14 protein-coding genes and 1 riboswitch are annotated in these 14,806 nt (G+C 74.8%); of the genes, 5 read left to right on the forward strand and 9 right to left on the reverse strand.

The features are described from left to right. Positions 1–12 precede the first annotated feature (12 nt). The 8 genes from IE217_RS00090 to IE217_RS00125 all read right to left on the reverse strand — a co-directional run bounded on the left by IE217_RS00090 (position 13) and on the right by IE217_RS00125 (position 8,546). Positions 13–711 carry a YoaK family protein gene (locus IE217_RS00090; protein ID WP_190175572.1) on the reverse strand — a complete coding sequence of 233 codons (699 nt, stop codon included), beginning with the start codon at positions 709–711 and terminating at the stop codon, positions 13–15. 135 nt (positions 712–846) lie between these two features. After that, on the reverse strand, positions 847–1,263 hold the full coding sequence (locus tag IE217_RS00095) for an aggregation-promoting factor C-terminal-like domain-containing protein (RefSeq protein WP_190175573.1): 417 nt from the start codon (positions 1,261–1,263) through the stop codon (positions 847–849). A 310-nt stretch (positions 1,264–1,573) separates the two neighbouring features. Then, complete coding sequence (locus IE217_RS00100) at positions 1,574–2,410, reverse strand: ECF transporter S component (protein WP_190175574.1); 837 nt, start codon at positions 2,408–2,410, stop codon at positions 1,574–1,576. Further along, the gene (locus IE217_RS00105) at positions 2,407–4,161 is read right to left on the reverse strand and encodes an ABC transporter ATP-binding protein (RefSeq protein ID WP_190175575.1); all 1,755 of its coding nucleotides are present in this window, start codon (positions 4,159–4,161) and stop codon (positions 2,407–2,409) included. Before IE217_RS00105 ends, IE217_RS00100 begins: the two co-directional genes overlap by 4 nt. Then, entirely contained in the window at positions 4,158–5,240 is a 1,083-nt protein-coding gene (locus IE217_RS00110) for a CbiQ family ECF transporter T component (protein ID WP_190175576.1), read from the reverse strand. The genes IE217_RS00105 and IE217_RS00110 overlap by 4 nt, the downstream gene beginning before the upstream one ends. Further along, a complete protein-coding gene (locus IE217_RS00115; protein ID WP_190175577.1) occupies positions 5,233–5,907 on the reverse strand; it encodes an SCO2322 family protein in 675 nt (224 codons plus the stop codon). Before IE217_RS00115 ends, IE217_RS00110 begins: the two co-directional genes overlap by 8 nt. After that, complete coding sequence (locus IE217_RS00120) at positions 5,904–7,151, reverse strand: SCO2321 family membrane protein (RefSeq protein ID WP_190175578.1); 1,248 nt, start codon at positions 7,149–7,151, stop codon at positions 5,904–5,906. Before IE217_RS00120 ends, IE217_RS00115 begins: the two co-directional genes overlap by 4 nt. 133 nt (positions 7,152–7,284) lie before the next feature. Then, positions 7,285–7,342, reverse strand: a riboswitch (cobalamin riboswitch). 175 nt (positions 7,343–7,517) lie between these two features. After that, a complete protein-coding gene (locus IE217_RS00125) occupies positions 7,518–8,546 on the reverse strand; it encodes a Strvi_7410 family MBL fold metallo-hydrolase (protein WP_190175579.1) in 1,029 nt (342 codons plus the stop codon). Between the two features lie 141 nt (positions 8,547–8,687). On the opposite strand from IE217_RS00125, the gene IE217_RS00130 reads away from it, so the two are divergent. Together IE217_RS00130 and IE217_RS00135 are read left to right on the forward strand one after the other, a co-directional pair. After that, the gene (locus tag IE217_RS00130) at positions 8,688–10,145 is read left to right on the forward strand and encodes an aldehyde dehydrogenase (RefSeq protein ID WP_190175580.1); all 1,458 of its coding nucleotides are present in this window, start codon (positions 8,688–8,690) and stop codon (positions 10,143–10,145) included. Between the two features lie 5 nt (positions 10,146–10,150). Continuing rightward, positions 10,151–10,384: a ferredoxin gene (locus IE217_RS00135; RefSeq protein ID WP_190176065.1), complete on the forward strand. Its 234-nt coding sequence runs from the start codon at positions 10,151–10,153 to the stop codon at positions 10,382–10,384. A 179-nt stretch (positions 10,385–10,563) separates the two neighbouring features. Here the strand turns inward: IE217_RS00135 and IE217_RS00140 are convergent, their stop codons facing one another. After that, positions 10,564–11,268: a TetR family transcriptional regulator gene (locus IE217_RS00140; protein WP_229864952.1), complete on the reverse strand. Its 705-nt coding sequence runs from the start codon at positions 11,266–11,268 to the stop codon at positions 10,564–10,566. Between the two features lie 209 nt (positions 11,269–11,477). Between IE217_RS00140 and IE217_RS00145 the strand changes: the two genes are divergently transcribed. Genes IE217_RS00145 through IE217_RS00155 form a run of 3 tightly spaced genes read left to right on the forward strand, consistent with a single transcriptional unit; the run spans position 11,478 to position 14,790 of the window. Further along, entirely contained in the window at positions 11,478–12,917 is a 1,440-nt protein-coding gene (locus IE217_RS00145; protein WP_190175581.1) for a glycosyltransferase family 4 protein, read from the forward strand. Beyond that, positions 12,911–13,723, forward strand: a complete 813-nt coding sequence (locus tag IE217_RS00150) for a class I SAM-dependent methyltransferase (protein WP_229864954.1) — start codon at positions 12,911–12,913, stop codon at positions 13,721–13,723. The genes IE217_RS00145 and IE217_RS00150 overlap by 7 nt, the downstream gene beginning before the upstream one ends. Further along, positions 13,720–14,790 carry a prenyltransferase/squalene oxidase repeat-containing protein gene (locus IE217_RS00155; RefSeq protein WP_190175582.1) on the forward strand — a complete coding sequence of 357 codons (1,071 nt, stop codon included), beginning with the start codon at positions 13,720–13,722 and terminating at the stop codon, positions 14,788–14,790. Before IE217_RS00150 ends, IE217_RS00155 begins: the two co-directional genes overlap by 4 nt. Positions 14,791–14,806: the final 16 nt, after the last annotated feature.

Here is a 14,806-nt window from a genome sequence, read left to right on the forward strand (position 1 = left end):
CCGGACGGTGGGTCACTCACGGCCTGAAGTCGCCACCGCCAGGACTCCGGTCGCCGCGGCCGCGATCAGCAGCGCGGTGGCCAGGTGCCCGCGGACCACCAGCCAGGCGCCGAGCACGGCGCCCGCGAGCATCGCGACCACGGCCGCGGTGCGGCGCGGGGAGCGGCGGCCGGAGCCGCCGCCCGCGCGGGAGTCGGAGGCGAGCCCGGTCAGGGTCATGGTGAGCACGGTGGTGGTGAGGTCGGGCACGCCCAGTTTGCGCACCGTGGCGTTGCGCAGGCCCATCGCGAAGGCCGTCAGCACGATCAGGGCGTACGCCGTGCCGCGGGCGCCCGGAGCGGCGTGGGCGATGGCGGCCGACGCGCCGACCAGGACCGCCTCGGCGGCCAGCGTGCCGCGGGCCCAGGCGCGGCGCGAGCCGCCGCCGAAGCGTGCCGCGACCCGCCCGCCGGCCACCGCGCCCAGCAGGAACGCGGCGAGGGAGGCGGCGGTGTGCGTCACGGTGAAGCCGGGCGCCCCGGCGGCGGCGAAGCCGAGGACGACCACGTTGCCGGTCATGTTGGCGGTGAAGACGTGCCCGAGGCCCAGATAGCTGACCGCGTCGATGATCCCGCTGACCACGGTCAGCCCCAGCAGCACGATGACCAGGGGCAGTCCGCGGGCCTCGGGGTCAGGTGCGCGCGCGCCGTCCGGCGGGGGCTGCGTCGTCATCGCACCAGAAAAGCAGACCCGGCCGAGGGCGCCGGGCGCGGACACGGCGAAGGCGGCGGCCCAGGGGATCGGGGGCCGCCGCCTCCACGAGTGCCGTGAGGTGGCTCAAGCCGGGTTCTCCGGCCGGTACGGCGATCAGTACCAGCCGTTGGCCTGCCAGAAGTTCCAGGCGCCGACCGGGCTGCCGTAGCGGGACTTCATGTAGTCCAGGCCCCACTTGATCTGGGTCTGGGCGTTGGTCTTCCAGTCGGCGCCGGCCGAGGCCATCTTCGAGCCCGGCAGGGCCTGGACCAGGCCGTAGGCGCCGGAGGAGGCGTTGGTGGCGTTGACGTTCCAGCCGCTCTCGCGCTCGACGATGTGGCTGAAGGCGTTGAACTGCGCGGCGTCCGGGATCATCTTGTGCGCGACCGTCTTGGCGTCGGCGGCCGAGTGGGCCGGGGCCGCGTGGGCGGGGGCCGACGTGAGGGCCATGCCGACGGTGGCGGCGGCCACGGCGGCGGTGGTGAGGGCCTTCTTCGGGGCGGCGATGCGGCGGATGAAGGAGACGGACACGGAGAACCTCTTGCCTCGGGGACGGGGAGTCGCGGGCCTGCCGTGATCGGCGGTGCCCGGCGACGTCGTCCAGAGAAGCAGCCGCGAAATCCGTCCGCAAACACCCCTTTTACTAGTTGTGTTCGCATACGCGGCGGTGGTCGTGCGTGTGAGCCGGCTCTCAAACCCCAGGTGGGCACGGGCAATGTCGGGTCCATGCCACGGCCGTCCGGCTACGACCCGCCTTCGTAGGTGACCCACGTCATGTGGGCCGCTTCACCGGCGCCCTCACCGACCGTCCCCGCCCGATGACGCTGTGGTGGTGCGGACGTCACGCGCCGGGGCCGTCGAAGGCGACCGGCGCCTCGAACGCGGCCCGCCGGGTGGCCCGGCGCAGCGCCCTGAGCACCGCCGGGCCCACGACCAGGGTCAGCACGACGGTGACGACGGCCCGGCCGAGGTCCCAGCCCAGCGAGGTGGCCAGGCAGTACGCGACGAAGCGGGCCAGGTTGGCGGGCACGCCCGCGTGCGGGTCGAAGGCGATGGAGGAGGCGAGGGCGCCCATGAAGGGCCAGCCCGCGAGGTTCATGACGGTGCCGTACGCGAACGCGGCGAGGAAGCCGTAGACCGCGAGCAGCGCCAGTTCCGCGCGCTCGCGCAGGCGGTCGGGGCCCGGCAGCAGGCCCGCGCCCATCGTGAACCACCCCATGGCCACCATCTGGAACGGCATCCAGGGGCCCACGCCCCCGGTGAGCAGCGCGGAGGCGAACATCGTCACCGAGCCGAGCACGTAGCCGAAGCCCGGCCCGAGCACGCGGCCGCTCAGCACCATCAGGAAGAACATGGGTTCCAGGCCCGCGGTGCCCGCCCCGATCGGGCGCAGGGCGGCCCCGGCCGCGGCCAGCACGCCGAGCATCGCCACCGCCTTCGGGCCGAGGCCCGACTCGGAGATCGTCGCCGTGACGACCGCGACCAGCAGCACCAGCAGACCCGCGAAGAGCCAGGGCGCGTCCTGGGCGTGGGCGCTGAGCTGCGAGGCGGGCGGCGCGAGGAACGGCCAGGTGAAGGCGGCCACCCCGACCGCGCTCACGAGCAGGAGAGTGGCGGTGGAGCGGGGACCCAGGCGCACGGCCCGCGCCTGCGCGTCGCTGCCGGCGGGCGGCTTCACGTGCGTACTCCTCCCAGCGCCTCACGGACCTGGGCGACCGTGAGCCACCGCTGCGGGGCGAGGATCTTCGTCACCTGGGGGGCGTAGGAGGGGGAGGAGACGACCACCTCGGCGGTGGGGCCGTCGGCGATCACCTCGCCCTCGGCGAGCAGGACCACCCGGTGGGCGAGCTCGGCGGCCAGTTCCACGTCGTGCGTGGCCAGCACGATCGCGTGGCCCTCGGCGGCGAGCGCGCGCAGCACCGCGACCAGGCGGGCCTTCGCGCCGTAGTCCAGCCCGCGGGTCGGCTCGTCCAGGAGCAGCAGCGGGGGCCGGGCGGTCAGCACGACGGCGAGCGCGAGCGCCAGGCGCTGCCCCTCGGACAGGTCCCGGGGGTGCGTGCCGTCGCCCACGCCCGGCAGCAGCTCGCTGACCAGGGCGCGGCAGGTGCCGGGCGCGGCCTGCGCGTCCCGGTCGGCCGCCGCGCACTCGGCGGCGACCGTGTCGGCGTACAGCAGGTCGCGCGGCTCCTGCGGGACCAGGCCCACGCGGCGCACCAGCTCGCGCGGCGGGGTGCGGTGCGGGACGGCCCCGCCCACGCGGACCTGCCCTGCCGAGGGCTCGACGAGGCCGACGAGCGAGCCGAGCAGGGTGGACTTGCCGGCGCCGTTGCGGCCCATCAGGGCGACGGTCTCGCCGGGGGCGACGGTGAGGTCCACGCGGCGCAGCGCTCGTACCGCGCCCCGGCGCACGGCGAGCGAGCGGACTTCGGCGACGGGCGGGACGTCCGCGGCGGGCGTGGCGGTGGCGGGCGTGGTGGCGGGGGTGCCGGCGTCGGGCCGCTTGCGCGGGCGGAGCCGCAGGCGGGGGCCCGGACGGGGGGTGCGCGGTGCGGGGACGGCGGGGCGTGCGGGGGGCGCGGCGGCGGACGCGGGCCGGGTGGGGGCGCCTTCGTGGCCGGCCAGGCGGGTGCGCAGGTCCGTCGCCCGGCGGCGGGCGTCGCGGACGGTGAGCGGGAGCGGTGACCAGCCCGCCAGGCGGCCGAGGTCCACCACCGGCGGGAACACCGGCGAGGTCGCCATGATCTCGGCGGGGCCGCCCAGGACGGGGGCCGCGCCCGGGGAGGGCAGCAGGACGACCTGGTCGGCGTACTGCACGACCCGCTCCAGGCGGTGCTCGGCCATCAGGACCGTCGTACCGAGGTCGTGCACCAGCCGCTGGAGCACGGCCAGGACCTCCTCGGCGGCGGCCGGGTCGAGGGCGGAGGTCGGCTCGTCCAGGACCAGGACCTGCGGGTGCGGGGTGAGGACCGAGCCGATCGCGACCCGCTGCTGCTGGCCGCCGGAGAGCGTGGCGATGGACCGGCCGCGCAGGTCGGCGAGGCCCAGCAGGTCCAGGGTCTCCTCCACGCGGCGCCGCATGACGTCCGGGGCGAGGCCCAGCGACTCCATGCCGTAGGCGAGTTCGTCCTCCACGGTGTCCGTGACGAAGTGGGACAGCGGGTCCTGGCCCACCGTGCCGACCACGTCGGCGAGTTCGCGCGGCTTGTGGGTGCGGGTGTCGCGGCCGGCGACGGTGACCCGGCCGCGCAGGGTGCCGCCGGTGAAGTGCGGCACCAGCCCGCTCACCGCGCCGAGCACGGTGGACTTGCCGACGCCGGACGGCCCGACGAGCAGCACGAGTTCGCCCTCGGGCACCTCGAAGTCGACGCCCTGGACGGTGGGTTCGGCGGCTCCGTCGTAGGTCACGGAGACGTCCTCGAAGCGGATCACGACGGCTCCTCCGGCAGGCGGCGCACGGGCGCGGCGAAGGCCGGGAGCAGGCCGAGCAGTACGGCCGCGGCTGGCCACAGGGGAAGGGCGGGGGCGACGAGCGGGACCACACCGGGGTGCAGGGCCTGCGGGGCCCGGGAGGCGGCGAGGACCAGCAGCGCGGCGACCGCCGCGCCGGAGCCCGCGACCAGGCAGGAGCGCGGGTTCCAGGTGTCGGGGCGGTAGCGGGTGCGCGCGGAGCGGCGGCCGCCGAGCCACAGCCCGGCGAGCGCGGCGGCGGCCCCGGCGAGCAGGACGGGCAGGCCGTAGGTCCCGCCCTCGGCGGTGAGCAGCCCGTACGTGCCGGCGCACACGCCGAGCAGCCCGCCGAGGGTGAGGGCGGCGGTGGTGCGGCGGACGGCGGGCGCGACCTCGGCGGTACGGCCGTAACCGCGGGCGTCCATCGCGGCGGCGAGCGCCACCGAGCGCTCCAGCGCGCCCTCCAGGACGGGCAGTCCGACGTGCAGCAGGCCGCGGACACCGCGGTCGGGGCGGCCGCGCAGCCTGCGGGCGGCGCGCAGCCTGCGGCCGTCGGCGACCAGGTGCGGGGCGAAGGTGAGGGCGACGACCACGGCCACGCCCGCCTCGTACAGGGCGCCGGGCAGGGACTTGAGCAGCCGGGCGGGGGCCGCCAGGGCGTTCGCGGCGCCCACGCAGACCAGCAGGGTGGCCAGCCGCAGCCCGTCGTACAGGGCGAACAGCACGGACTCCGCCGTCACCCGGCCGCCGAGGCGGATGCCCTGCGCCCAGTGCGGGAGCGGTACTTCGGGGAGCGTGAGCAGCACGTGCGTACCGGGGATGGGCGAACCGAGCAGGACCGCGAAGCCGAGGCGGATGACGAGGACGGCCAGGGCGAGCCGGAGGAAGGCGCTGTAGGAGCGGGCGGAGGGGGTGTCGGGGCGGCAGGTCACGACGACGTGGGCGGAGACGGTGAGGAGCAGGGCGAGCAGGAGCGGGTTGGTGGTGCGGGTGGCGGCGGTGCCCAGGGCGAGCGCCCACAGCCACCAGGCGCCCGGGTGGACGCCGGGCGCCTCAGCCATGCCTGCGCCGCCGGGCCTGCCACACGGCCGCGCCGGCCAGTACGGCGATCACGGCACCGCCGGTCAGCAGGCCGGCGGAGGGCCCGCCGCCGTCGTCGTTCTTCGCGGCGCTCTTCGTGGCGCCGCTCTTGTCGTCCCCGCCGGTGGTGACCTGCTCGCCGCAGCCCTTGGCCGGGTAGCCGGAGATGGCGCAGAGCAGCGCGTTGGTGTCGTAGCGCAGGGGCTTCGCCACGGCGGCGAGGGCCTCGGCCGTGGTCGCGTCGGACGGGACGCGCGCGCAGACGGTGCGCGGCGCCGGGGGCGTCTCGCCGGAGGGCGCGTCGGCGCGGACGCCGAAGTCCAGCACCAGCGCGACGCGTTTGCTGCCGTGCCGGGCCGGGGTGTGGGCGCAGATCGCGGCGAAGCCGGCGGTGCCGCGGGGCTTGCTCGCGTCCTGGGAGTCCGCGCTGACCGCGAAGCGGAAGCCCTGGACGTCGCCGTCGGCGGGACGGGCCGTGGAGGGGCCCTCGGTGGCGTACGTCCAGTGGTCGCCCTGGCGCTCCCAGAAGGACCAGTACCGGTAGCCGGTGGCCTGCGCCCGGCCCGCGCCCGCCGCCAGCAGCAGGGCGGCGGCGAGCAGGGTGCACAGGGCCGGGAGCGCGGCGGGCGTGCGGAGCCTGCGTATCACGGCTGCCGCCTGCTCTTCCGGCCGCTGAACAGGAACCCGATGCCGATGCCGGCGACCAGGCAGGCCGCGACGAACCACCAGCCGTGGAAGCCGGAGGAGCCGTCCTTCGCGCTGTCCTCGGCCTTGGCCTTGGCGCTCTCGCTCGTGGCGGACTGCGGGGCCGGGCCGGTGGCGGAGAGCCTGGCGACGAGGTCGGTGCCGCCGAAGTCGCGGGGGTCGGTGCCGGTGGCGTTCGCCGCGAAGATCAGCTGGGCGTAGGCGGCGGGGCCGCTCTGCTTGGCCCAGGACTCGGAGTGCTTCTCCAGCCACTTCAGGGGCTTTTGCGCCTGGGCGGCGCCGCCCTGCGCGGCGAGGGCGACGACCGCGTCGGCGGTGTTGCCGTAGTCGGGCTGGTCGGTGGAGCCGGGCAGCACGGAGGTGAGGTAGCCGTTCTTGGCGACGGCCCCCGCGAGGTAGGAGGCGCCGTTGGCGGCGGCACGCTCGGGGGTCGCCTTGCCGGAGTCGGTGCAGTGCGCGGCGGCGCCGGCCTTGGGCGCGGGCTTGGCGGCCAGGCCCTGGCCGAGCAGGCCGACGACTCCGGCGGCGGTCGCGTCGGCGTTGGCGGCGAGCTTGCCCTTCTTGTCGGGCTGGTAGGCGAAGGCACCGGCGCCCGCGTCGCCGCCGGTGCAGGGCAGGGCGAGCTTGAGCAGGGCGTCGTAGGGGGACTTGCCGCCGGGCCTGCCGTCCTTGCGCACGTCGGCGGGCTTGAGGCCGGTGGCGGCGAGGGCGCCGGCGACGACCGAGGTCGAGTTGGTGTCGCTGGGGCCGCCCGGCGTGTAGCCCCAGCCGCCGTCCTTGTTCTGCACCGACTTCAGCCAGGTGACGGCCTTGGCGGTCGCCGAGTCGTGGCCGCCGAGCGCGGCGAGGGCCTGCACGGCGGCGGCCGTGCTGTTGGTGTCGACCATCACCTTGGCGTCGCAGGCACGGGCCGGTTCGGCGCGGAACGCGGCGAACGCGCCGTCCGCGCACTGCTGCCCCGCCAGCCAGTCGACCGCCTTCGCGGCGGGACGCACACCCGCGGTGTGCTGCGCCAGCAGGGCGAGGGACTGGCGCCAGACGCCGTCGTACTTGGGGTCGGTGTGGCCGTAGAGCCCGGAGGGCAGCACCGGGGACGGGGAGGGGGACGAGTCTGCGGCGACGGCGGGTGCTGCGGTGCCGATCACGGCGACGGCGGCCAGGGCCGCGGCGCTGCGGCGGACGTTCATGGGTGCCTCTCCCTGCGGAGCCGGGCAGCACGGGACACCCCGGCGGCTCGGCTCCGTAAACCTCGACGGTGCGGTGCGACGGCGGGCCGCCGACGCACATGAGCCGGTCACGCTCCGCCCGGGGCAGTCCGGCTCGCCGCCCTCACGGACGGCTCACGGTTGCGGGTCAGCGCCGGATTCCCACCGGCTTCCCCCCGAACGGGTGTGATGACGACCCGGCCACTGTACCGGCCCGTAGCCGGGCACCCGGGGGGTGGCCGGGTGGGACGACGGTCACGCGGGGGGTGGGACCGCGGTCACGCCGAGCGCGGGGTGGCGGTCACGCGGTGCGCGGGGTGGCGGTCACGCCGAGCGCGGGGGTGGCGCTCACGCGGTCCGTACGTACGTCACCGGGTCGGTGCCCGGGACCGGTTCTGCCCGGCCCTGCTTGACCAGGTGGCGGAGGTGGGACTCGGCTTCGGAGACCGCGATGTCGCGGGAGGCGCGGGGGATCTCGGGCCAGGGGCGGTTCCAGCGCATGCGGGTGGCGAGCTGCCAGGGGGTGAGGGGTTCGGAGAGGAGGGAGAGGAGGGAGGCGAGCCGGTGTTCGTGGTGGGCCAGGAGGTCCTGGACGCGCGCGCCGGCGTCGCCGAAGGGGTGCTGGTGGGCGGGGAGGACCTCGGCGGGGGTGAGGCGGCCGACGCGCTCCAGGGAGGCGAGGTAGTCGCCCAGCGGGTCGGTGACCGTGGCGTCGTCGGGGTCCTCGTACAGGCCGATGTGCGGGGTGATCCCCGGGAGCAGGTGGTCGCCGGAGAACAGGCGGCCGCGGCCCGGGGATCCGGCCGGGTGGTCCTCCTCCAGGTGCAGGCAGACGTGGCCGGGGGTGTGCCCCGGGGTCCAGACGGCGCGCAGCCGGCGGCCGGGCAGGTCGAGCAGCTCGCCGGGGACGATCTCGCGGTCCGGGAGGGCGGGCGCCAGACCCGGCAGCGTACGGCCGCGCGCGGCGCGCAGGGGCGCCACGTGCTCCTCGGGGGCGCCGGCCGCCTCCAGCTTGGCCGCCATGTAGGCGAACCAGCGCTCCGGCCTCGCCTCGCGCGTGCGCCGTACGATCGCGATGTCCGCCGCGTGCATCGCGACCCACGCGCCGGACGCCTCCCGTACGCGCCCGGACAGGCCGTGGTGGTCCGGGTGGTGGTGCGTGATCAGCACGCCGTGGACGTCCCCCGGCGAGGTGCCGAACGCCGCCAGCCCCTCGGCGAGCGCCTCCCAGGAGGCCGGGTCGTCCCACCCGGTGTCGACCAGCACGGGGCCCCGGCCGGTGTCCACCACGTACACCAGCGTGTGGCCCAGCGGGTTGTCCGGGATCGGCACCGCGACGGACCGCACGCCACCACCGTGATCGAACGTCAGAGCCATCGGTCCGCCCTCCGTCCCCCTCCGGCGCCACACCTCACACGGCCATTGCCCACTATAACTAGAACTGATATCAGTTCTGAAAGGGCGTCAGAAAACGTCGGGCGAAGTGCCGGACACCCGTGCCGCAGGAGGCAGTCGGCCATGACCGAGCTCGTGGAACACGGACAGCTTTTCATCGGCGGGGAGTTGACCGACCCCCTGGGCGAGGACGTCATCGAGGTGGTCTCGCCGCACACCGAGGAGGTCTTCGGGCGGGTGCCGCACGCCTCGCGTGCGGACGTCGACCGTGCCGTCGCCGCCGCGCGCCGCGCCTTCGACGAGGGGCCCTGGCCGCGCCTCGGTCCGGAGGAGCGGATCGAGGTCGTGACGAGGATCAAGGACGCGATCGGCGCCCGTCACGAGGAGATCGCCCGGCTCATCTCCGCGCAGAACGGCTCCCCTTACTCCTGGAGCGTCCTCGCCCAGGCGCTCGGCGCGATGATGGTGTGGGACGCGGCCGTCACCGTGGCGCGGGGCTTCGTCCACGAGGAGGCCCGTGACGGCGTGCTCGGGCGGATCCTCGTGCGGCGCGAGCCGGTCGGGGTCGTCGCGGCCGTGGTGCCCTGGAACGTGCCCCAGTTCGTGGCGGCCGCCAAACTCGCCCCCGCCCTGCTCGCCGGCTGCACCGTCGTGCTCAAGCCCTCGCCCGAGTCGCCGCTCGACGCCTACGTGCTCGGCGAGATCGCCCGCGAGGCCGGGCTGCCCGAGGGCGTGCTGTCGATCCTGCCGGCCGACCGCGAGGTCAGCGAGTACCTCGTCGGGCACCCCGGCGTCGACAAGGTGGCCTTCACCGGTTCCGTGGCCGCCGGGAAGCGCGTCATGGAGGTCGCCGCGCGCAACCTCACCCGGGTGACGCTGGAACTCGGCGGCAAGTCGGCGGCCGTGGTGCTGCCGGACGCCGACCTGGAGACCGCCGTCGCCGGGATCGTCCCCGCGGCCTGGATGAACAACGGTCAGGCGTGCGTCGCCCAGACCCGCGTCCTGCTCCCGCGCTCGCGCTACGACGAGTTCGCCGACGCCCTGGCCCAGGCGGCCGGCGCGCTCAAGGTCGGCGACCCGCTCGACCCGGCCACCCAGGTCGGCCCGCTGGTGGCGCGGCGCCAGCAGCGGCGCAGCCTCGACTACATCCGCATCGGCCAGGAGGAGGGCGCCAAGATCCTCACCGGCGGCGGCCGTCCGCCGGGCATGGAGCGCGGCTGGTACGTGGAGCCGACCCTCTTCGGCGACGTCGACAACTCCATGCGCATCGCCCGCGAGGAGATCTTCGGCCCGGTGATCTGCCTGCTGCCCTACGGCGACGAGTCCGAGGCCGTGCGCATCGCCGACGACTCCGACTACGGGCTCAGCGGCAGCGTGTGGACGGCCGACGTGGAGCACGGCATCGACGTCGCGCGCAGGGTGCGCACCGGCACGTACTCCGTGAACACCTTCAGCCTCGACATGCTCGGACCCTTCGGCGGCTACAAGGACTCCGGGCTGGGGCGGGAGTTCGGGCCCGAGGGGTACGGGGAGTACCTGGAGCACAAGATGATCCACCTGCCCGCCGGCTGGGAGGCGTGAGCGGGATGGGGGACCGCTGGCACGTGGAGGTCGACCGGTCGCTGTGCATCGGCTCCGCGCAGTGCGTGCACCGCGCCCCCGGCGGCTTCCGGCTCGACGAGGGGCGTCAGTCCCGGCCGGTCCAGGCGGAGACGGACGCCGACGAGGACGTCCTGCTGGCGGCGGAGAACTGCCCGGTGGAGGCCATCGCGATCACCCTGCTGGGCAGCGGGGAGCCGGTCTTTCCGCCGGAAGAGTGAAAAATACGCCGAATGTTCCGGCGAGGGTCTTGCGTCCGATTCCACCGGAGTTATCCTGAATTCAGCCTACGAGGCGAGCGAGGAAACTCGAGCGGAGTAGCCGACTTCAGCGTGACGCGCAAGCATCCGCCGGGGCCGACGTCGACGGTCGGGCGACGAACCCGTCTCGTAGGTCTTTCTCATGCCCCCGGCCCGCGGTCCGGCTCCGTCGTCAGGTCGATCAGGCGGCACACCGTCTCTATGTCTATCCGCACCTGCGCGATCGAGGCGCGTCCCGACAGCCAGGTGATCAGCGCCGAGTGCCAGGTGTGCTCGATGACGCGCACCGCGGACAGCTGCTCCGGGGTGGGGTCGCCGTCCAGGCCCATGGCGTCCAGGATGATCGCGGTGGTCTGCCGGGAGACCTGGTCCACCTCCGGGCTCACGCTGCGGTCGGCGAAGGTCAGCGCCCGGACCATCGCGTCGGCCAGGTGCGGCTCGCGCTGAAGCGCGCGGAAGGCCCGCATCAGGGTCTCCGTCACCCGTTCGGCCGCACTGTCCCCGGCCGGCGGCTTCTTGCGCAGGGTGCCGTGCATGCGCTCCAGCTGGTCCTGCATCGTGGCGACCAGCAGATGGACCTTGGACGGGAAGTACCGGTACAGCGTGCCGAGCGCGACCTGCGAGGACTCCGCGACCTCCCGCATCTGCACCGCGTCGAAGCCGCCCCGGCCGGCCAGCTGGGCGCTCGCGTGCAGGATGCGGCGGCGGCGCGCCTCCTGCCGCTCGGTCAGCGGCGAGGCGGATGGCGAGGCGGGCGTTCCGCCCTGCCCGCCCTGCGCGCGCGAGGGCGCGGGCGCCGGGGACGGGCGCGCGGCTCTGGCTCCCGGTGTGGCTTCCGCAGGCATGGGTCCCGCTCCGTGGCAGTAGGTCAGGCCGCTCGATCCGGACGGCGGTGCGGCGCCCCGGCCGTGGCGCGAATCACCTGATCCACTGCTCACACCGCGGCTACCTGCCGGTAGATTCGGAGCCTCCTGAACGATCAAGTCTGAAACTTGTTCTAGATTAGCGTCCCGGCGTAATCTCGCGGGACAGTGCAGTCAGAAGGGGGCCCAGAGTGACCGCTGAGGCCAGTCGGACGGGGTCCCCGACGGACCTCGCCGCGGACGGCGGGCGACCGCTCGACATCGCGCTCCTCACCTACAAGGGAAACCCGTTCTGCGGCGGCCAGGGCGTCTACGTACGCCACCTCTCGCGCGAGCTGGCCCGCCTCGGTCACCGGGTCGAGGTGATCGGCGCCCAGCCCTACCCCGTGCTCGACGAGGTCGGACACGAGGGCGAGGGCCACCGGGGCAGCCTGAGCCTGACCGAACTGCCGAGCCTCGACCTCTACCGCCAGCCGGACCCCTTCCGCACGCCGGGGCGCGGGGAGTACCGCGACTGGGTCGACGCCCTCGAAGTCGCCACCATGTGGACCGGCGGCTTCCCCGAGCCGCTGACCTTCTCGCTGCGCGCCCGCCGCCATCTGCGCGCCCGCCGCGGCGCGTTCGACGTCGTGCACGACAACCAGACCCTCGGCTACGGACTGCTCGGCGACGTCGGCGCCCCCCTGGTGACCACCATCCACCACCCCATCACCGTGGACCGGCGGCTGGAGCTGGACGCCGCCGAGGGCCGGCTGCGGCGGCTGTCGGTGCGCCGCTGGTACGCCTTCACCCGGATGCAGAAGCGCGTCGCGCGCCGGCTGCCGTCCGTGCTCACCGTCTCCGGCACCTCCCGCCAGGAGATCGTCGACCACCTCGGGGTCCGCGAGGACCGTGTCCACGTCGTGCACATCGGCGCCGACACCGACCTGTTCTCGCCCGACCCGTCCGTGCCGCAGGTGCCCGGGCGGATCGTGACCACCTCCAGCGCCGACGTGCCGCTCAAGGGGCTGGTCTTCCTCGTCGAGGCGCTGGCGAAGGTGCGCGCCGAGCACCCCGGGGCGCACCTCGTCGTCGTCGGCAAGCGGGCCGAGGACGGACCGGTCGCGCAGGCCATCGAGCGGTACGGCCTCAAGGACGCCGTCGAGTTCGTCAAGGGCGTCTCGGACGCCGAACTGGTCGCCCTGGTGCGCTCGGCCGAGGTCGCGTGCGTGCCGTCGCTGTACGAGGGCTTCTCGCTGCCCGCGGCCGAGGCGATGGCCACGGGCACGCCCCTGGTCGCCACCACCGGCGGGGCCATCCCCGAGGTCGCCGGGCGGGACGGCGAGACCTGTCTCGCGGTGCCGCCGGGCGACGCGGGCGCGCTGGCCGCCGGGCTGAACCGGCTGCTGGGGGACGCGGAGCTGCGTACGCGGCTGGGGGCGGCCGGGCGGGAGCGGGTGCTGTCGCGGTTCACCTGGGCCCGCGCCGCCGAGGGCACGGTGGCCCACTACCGGGAGGCCATCGCCCGCTCCGCGGTCACGGGCACTCGCCCTCCCCGCTCCCCGAGCGGGGGGACCCCCACCGCGGTCCAGGATCCCGGCCGCACCGCGGCCTCAGAGGCTGTCTACTCCGAAAGCAGGGCCACGTGCTGACCGTCGACTTCTCCCGGTTCCCGCTCGCCCCGGGCGACCGCGTCCTGGACCTCGGCTGCGGTGCCGGCCGGCACGCGTTCGAGTGCTACCGGCGCGGCGCGCAGGTCGTGGCGCTGGACCAGAACGGCGAGGAGATCCGCGAGGTCGCCAAGTGGTTCGCGGCGATGAAGGAGGCCGGCGAGGCGCCCGCCGGGGCCACCGCCACCGCCATGGAGGGCGACGCCCTCGCGCTGCCCTTCCCCGACGAGTCCTTCGACGTCGTCATCATCTCCGAGGTGATGGAGCACATCCCCGACGACAAGGGCGTCCTCGCCGAGATGGTGCGCGTGCTCAAGCCGGGCGGCCGCATCGCGATCACCGTGCCGCGCTACGGCCCCGAGAAGGTGTGCTGGGCGCTGTCCGACGCCTACCACGAGGTCGAGGGCGGCCACATCCGCATCTACCGCGCCGACGAACTGCTCGGCAAGATCCGCGAGGCGGGCCTCAAGCCGTACGGCACGCACCACGCGCACGCGCTGCACTCGCCGTACTGGTGGCTCAAGTGCGCCTTCGGCGTGGACAACGACAAGGCGCTGCCGGTGCGGGCGTACCACAAGCTGCTGGTGTGGGACATCATGAAGAAGCCGCTGGCCACCCGGGTCGCCGAGCAGGCGCTGAACCCGCTGATCGGCAAGAGCTTCGTGGCGTACGCGACCAAGCCACACCTGCCGGGCCTCGACGAGCGGACCGGTGACGAGCGGACCGGTGACGAGAAGACCGGCGACGCGAAGAGCGGCGACGCGAAGACCGGGGCGGCCGCCAAGTGACCACTCCCCGGACAGAACACCTCGTCCTGCCCGGGGTCCTCACCGCCGGGCAGGCCGCCGCGACCGTGCGCGGCATCCTCGCCGTGCAGCGGGAGGACGGGGCGATCCCCTGGTTCCGCGGCCACCACCTCGACCCGTGGGACCACGTCGAGGCAGCGATGGCGCTGGACGCGGCGGGTGAGCACGAGGCGGCCGAGCGGGCCTACGAGTGGCTGGCCCGGCACCAGCGCGAGGACGGCTCCTGGTACGCGGCCTACGCCGACGGGGCGCACGACGACGTCACCGACCGGGGCCGGGAGACCAACTTCGTCGCCTACATAGCCGTAGGGGTGTGGCACCACTACCTGTCGACCGGCGACGACACCTTCCTGGACCGCATGTGGCCCGTGGTGTACGCGGCGATCGAGTTCGTGCTGGGACTCCAGCAGCCGGGCGGCCAGATCGGCTGGAAGCGCGAGGACGACGGCACGGCCACCGCGGACGCGCTGCTGACCGGCTGCTCCTCCATCCACCACGCGCTGTGCTGCGCGCTCGCCGTCGCCGAGCAGCGCGAGGAGCCGCAGCCCGACTGGGAGTTGGCGGTCGGCGCGCTACGGCACGCGATCCGGCGGCACCCGGAGCGGTTCCTGGACAAGGACCGCTACTCCATGGACTGGTACTACCCGGTGCTCGGTGGCGCGCTGACCGGCGCGGAGGCCAAGGCCCGTATCGACGCGGACTGGGACCGCTTCGTCGTGCCCGGTCTCGGCGTGCGCTGCGTGGTGCCCAACCCGTGGGTGACGGGCGGTGAGTCGGCCGAACTCGCCCTGACCCTGTGGGCGGTGGGCGAGTCCGACCGCGCGCTGAACGTCCTGCAGTCCATCCAGCACCTGCGCGATGCGGAGACCGGCCTGTACTGGACCGGCTACGTCTTCGAGGACGAGGCCATATGGCCGAAGGAGCTGACCACGTGGACGGCCGGCTCCCTGCTGCTCGCCGTGGCCGCGCTCGGCGGCCACGAGGCCACCTGCACGGTCTTCGCGGGGGACCGGCTGCCCAGGGGCCTGGAGACGGACTGCTGCGACTGACGGCACGCGCCGCCGC

The sequence above is a fragment of the Streptomyces naganishii JCM 4654 genome, assembly GCF_014650575.1.
GTDB lineage: Bacteria > Actinomycetota > Actinomycetes > Streptomycetales > Streptomycetaceae > Streptomyces > Streptomyces naganishii.

Excerpts from the sequence above, each read along its gene's own strand:
- IE217_RS00090 (WP_190175572.1), bottom strand. The coding sequence starts at position 711 with ATGACGACGCAGCCCCCGCCGGACGGCGCGCGCGCACCTGACCCCGAG.
- IE217_RS00110 (WP_190175576.1), bottom strand. The coding sequence starts at position 5,240 with ATGGCTGAGGCGCCCGGCGTCCACCCGGGCGCCTGGTGGCTGTGGGCG.
- IE217_RS00120 (WP_190175578.1), bottom strand. The coding sequence starts at position 7,151 with ATGAACGTCCGCCGCAGCGCCGCGGCCCTGGCCGCCGTCGCCGTGATC.
- IE217_RS00125 (WP_190175579.1), bottom strand. The coding sequence starts at position 8,546 with ATGGCTCTGACGTTCGATCACGGTGGTGGCGTGCGGTCCGTCGCGGTG.
- IE217_RS00130 (WP_190175580.1), top strand. The coding sequence starts at position 8,688 with ATGACCGAGCTCGTGGAACACGGACAGCTTTTCATCGGCGGGGAGTTG.
- IE217_RS00135 (WP_190176065.1), top strand. The coding sequence starts at position 10,151 with ATGGGGGACCGCTGGCACGTGGAGGTCGACCGGTCGCTGTGCATCGGC.
- IE217_RS00140 (WP_229864952.1), bottom strand. The coding sequence starts at position 11,268 with ATGCCTGCGGAAGCCACACCGGGAGCCAGAGCCGCGCGCCCGTCCCCG.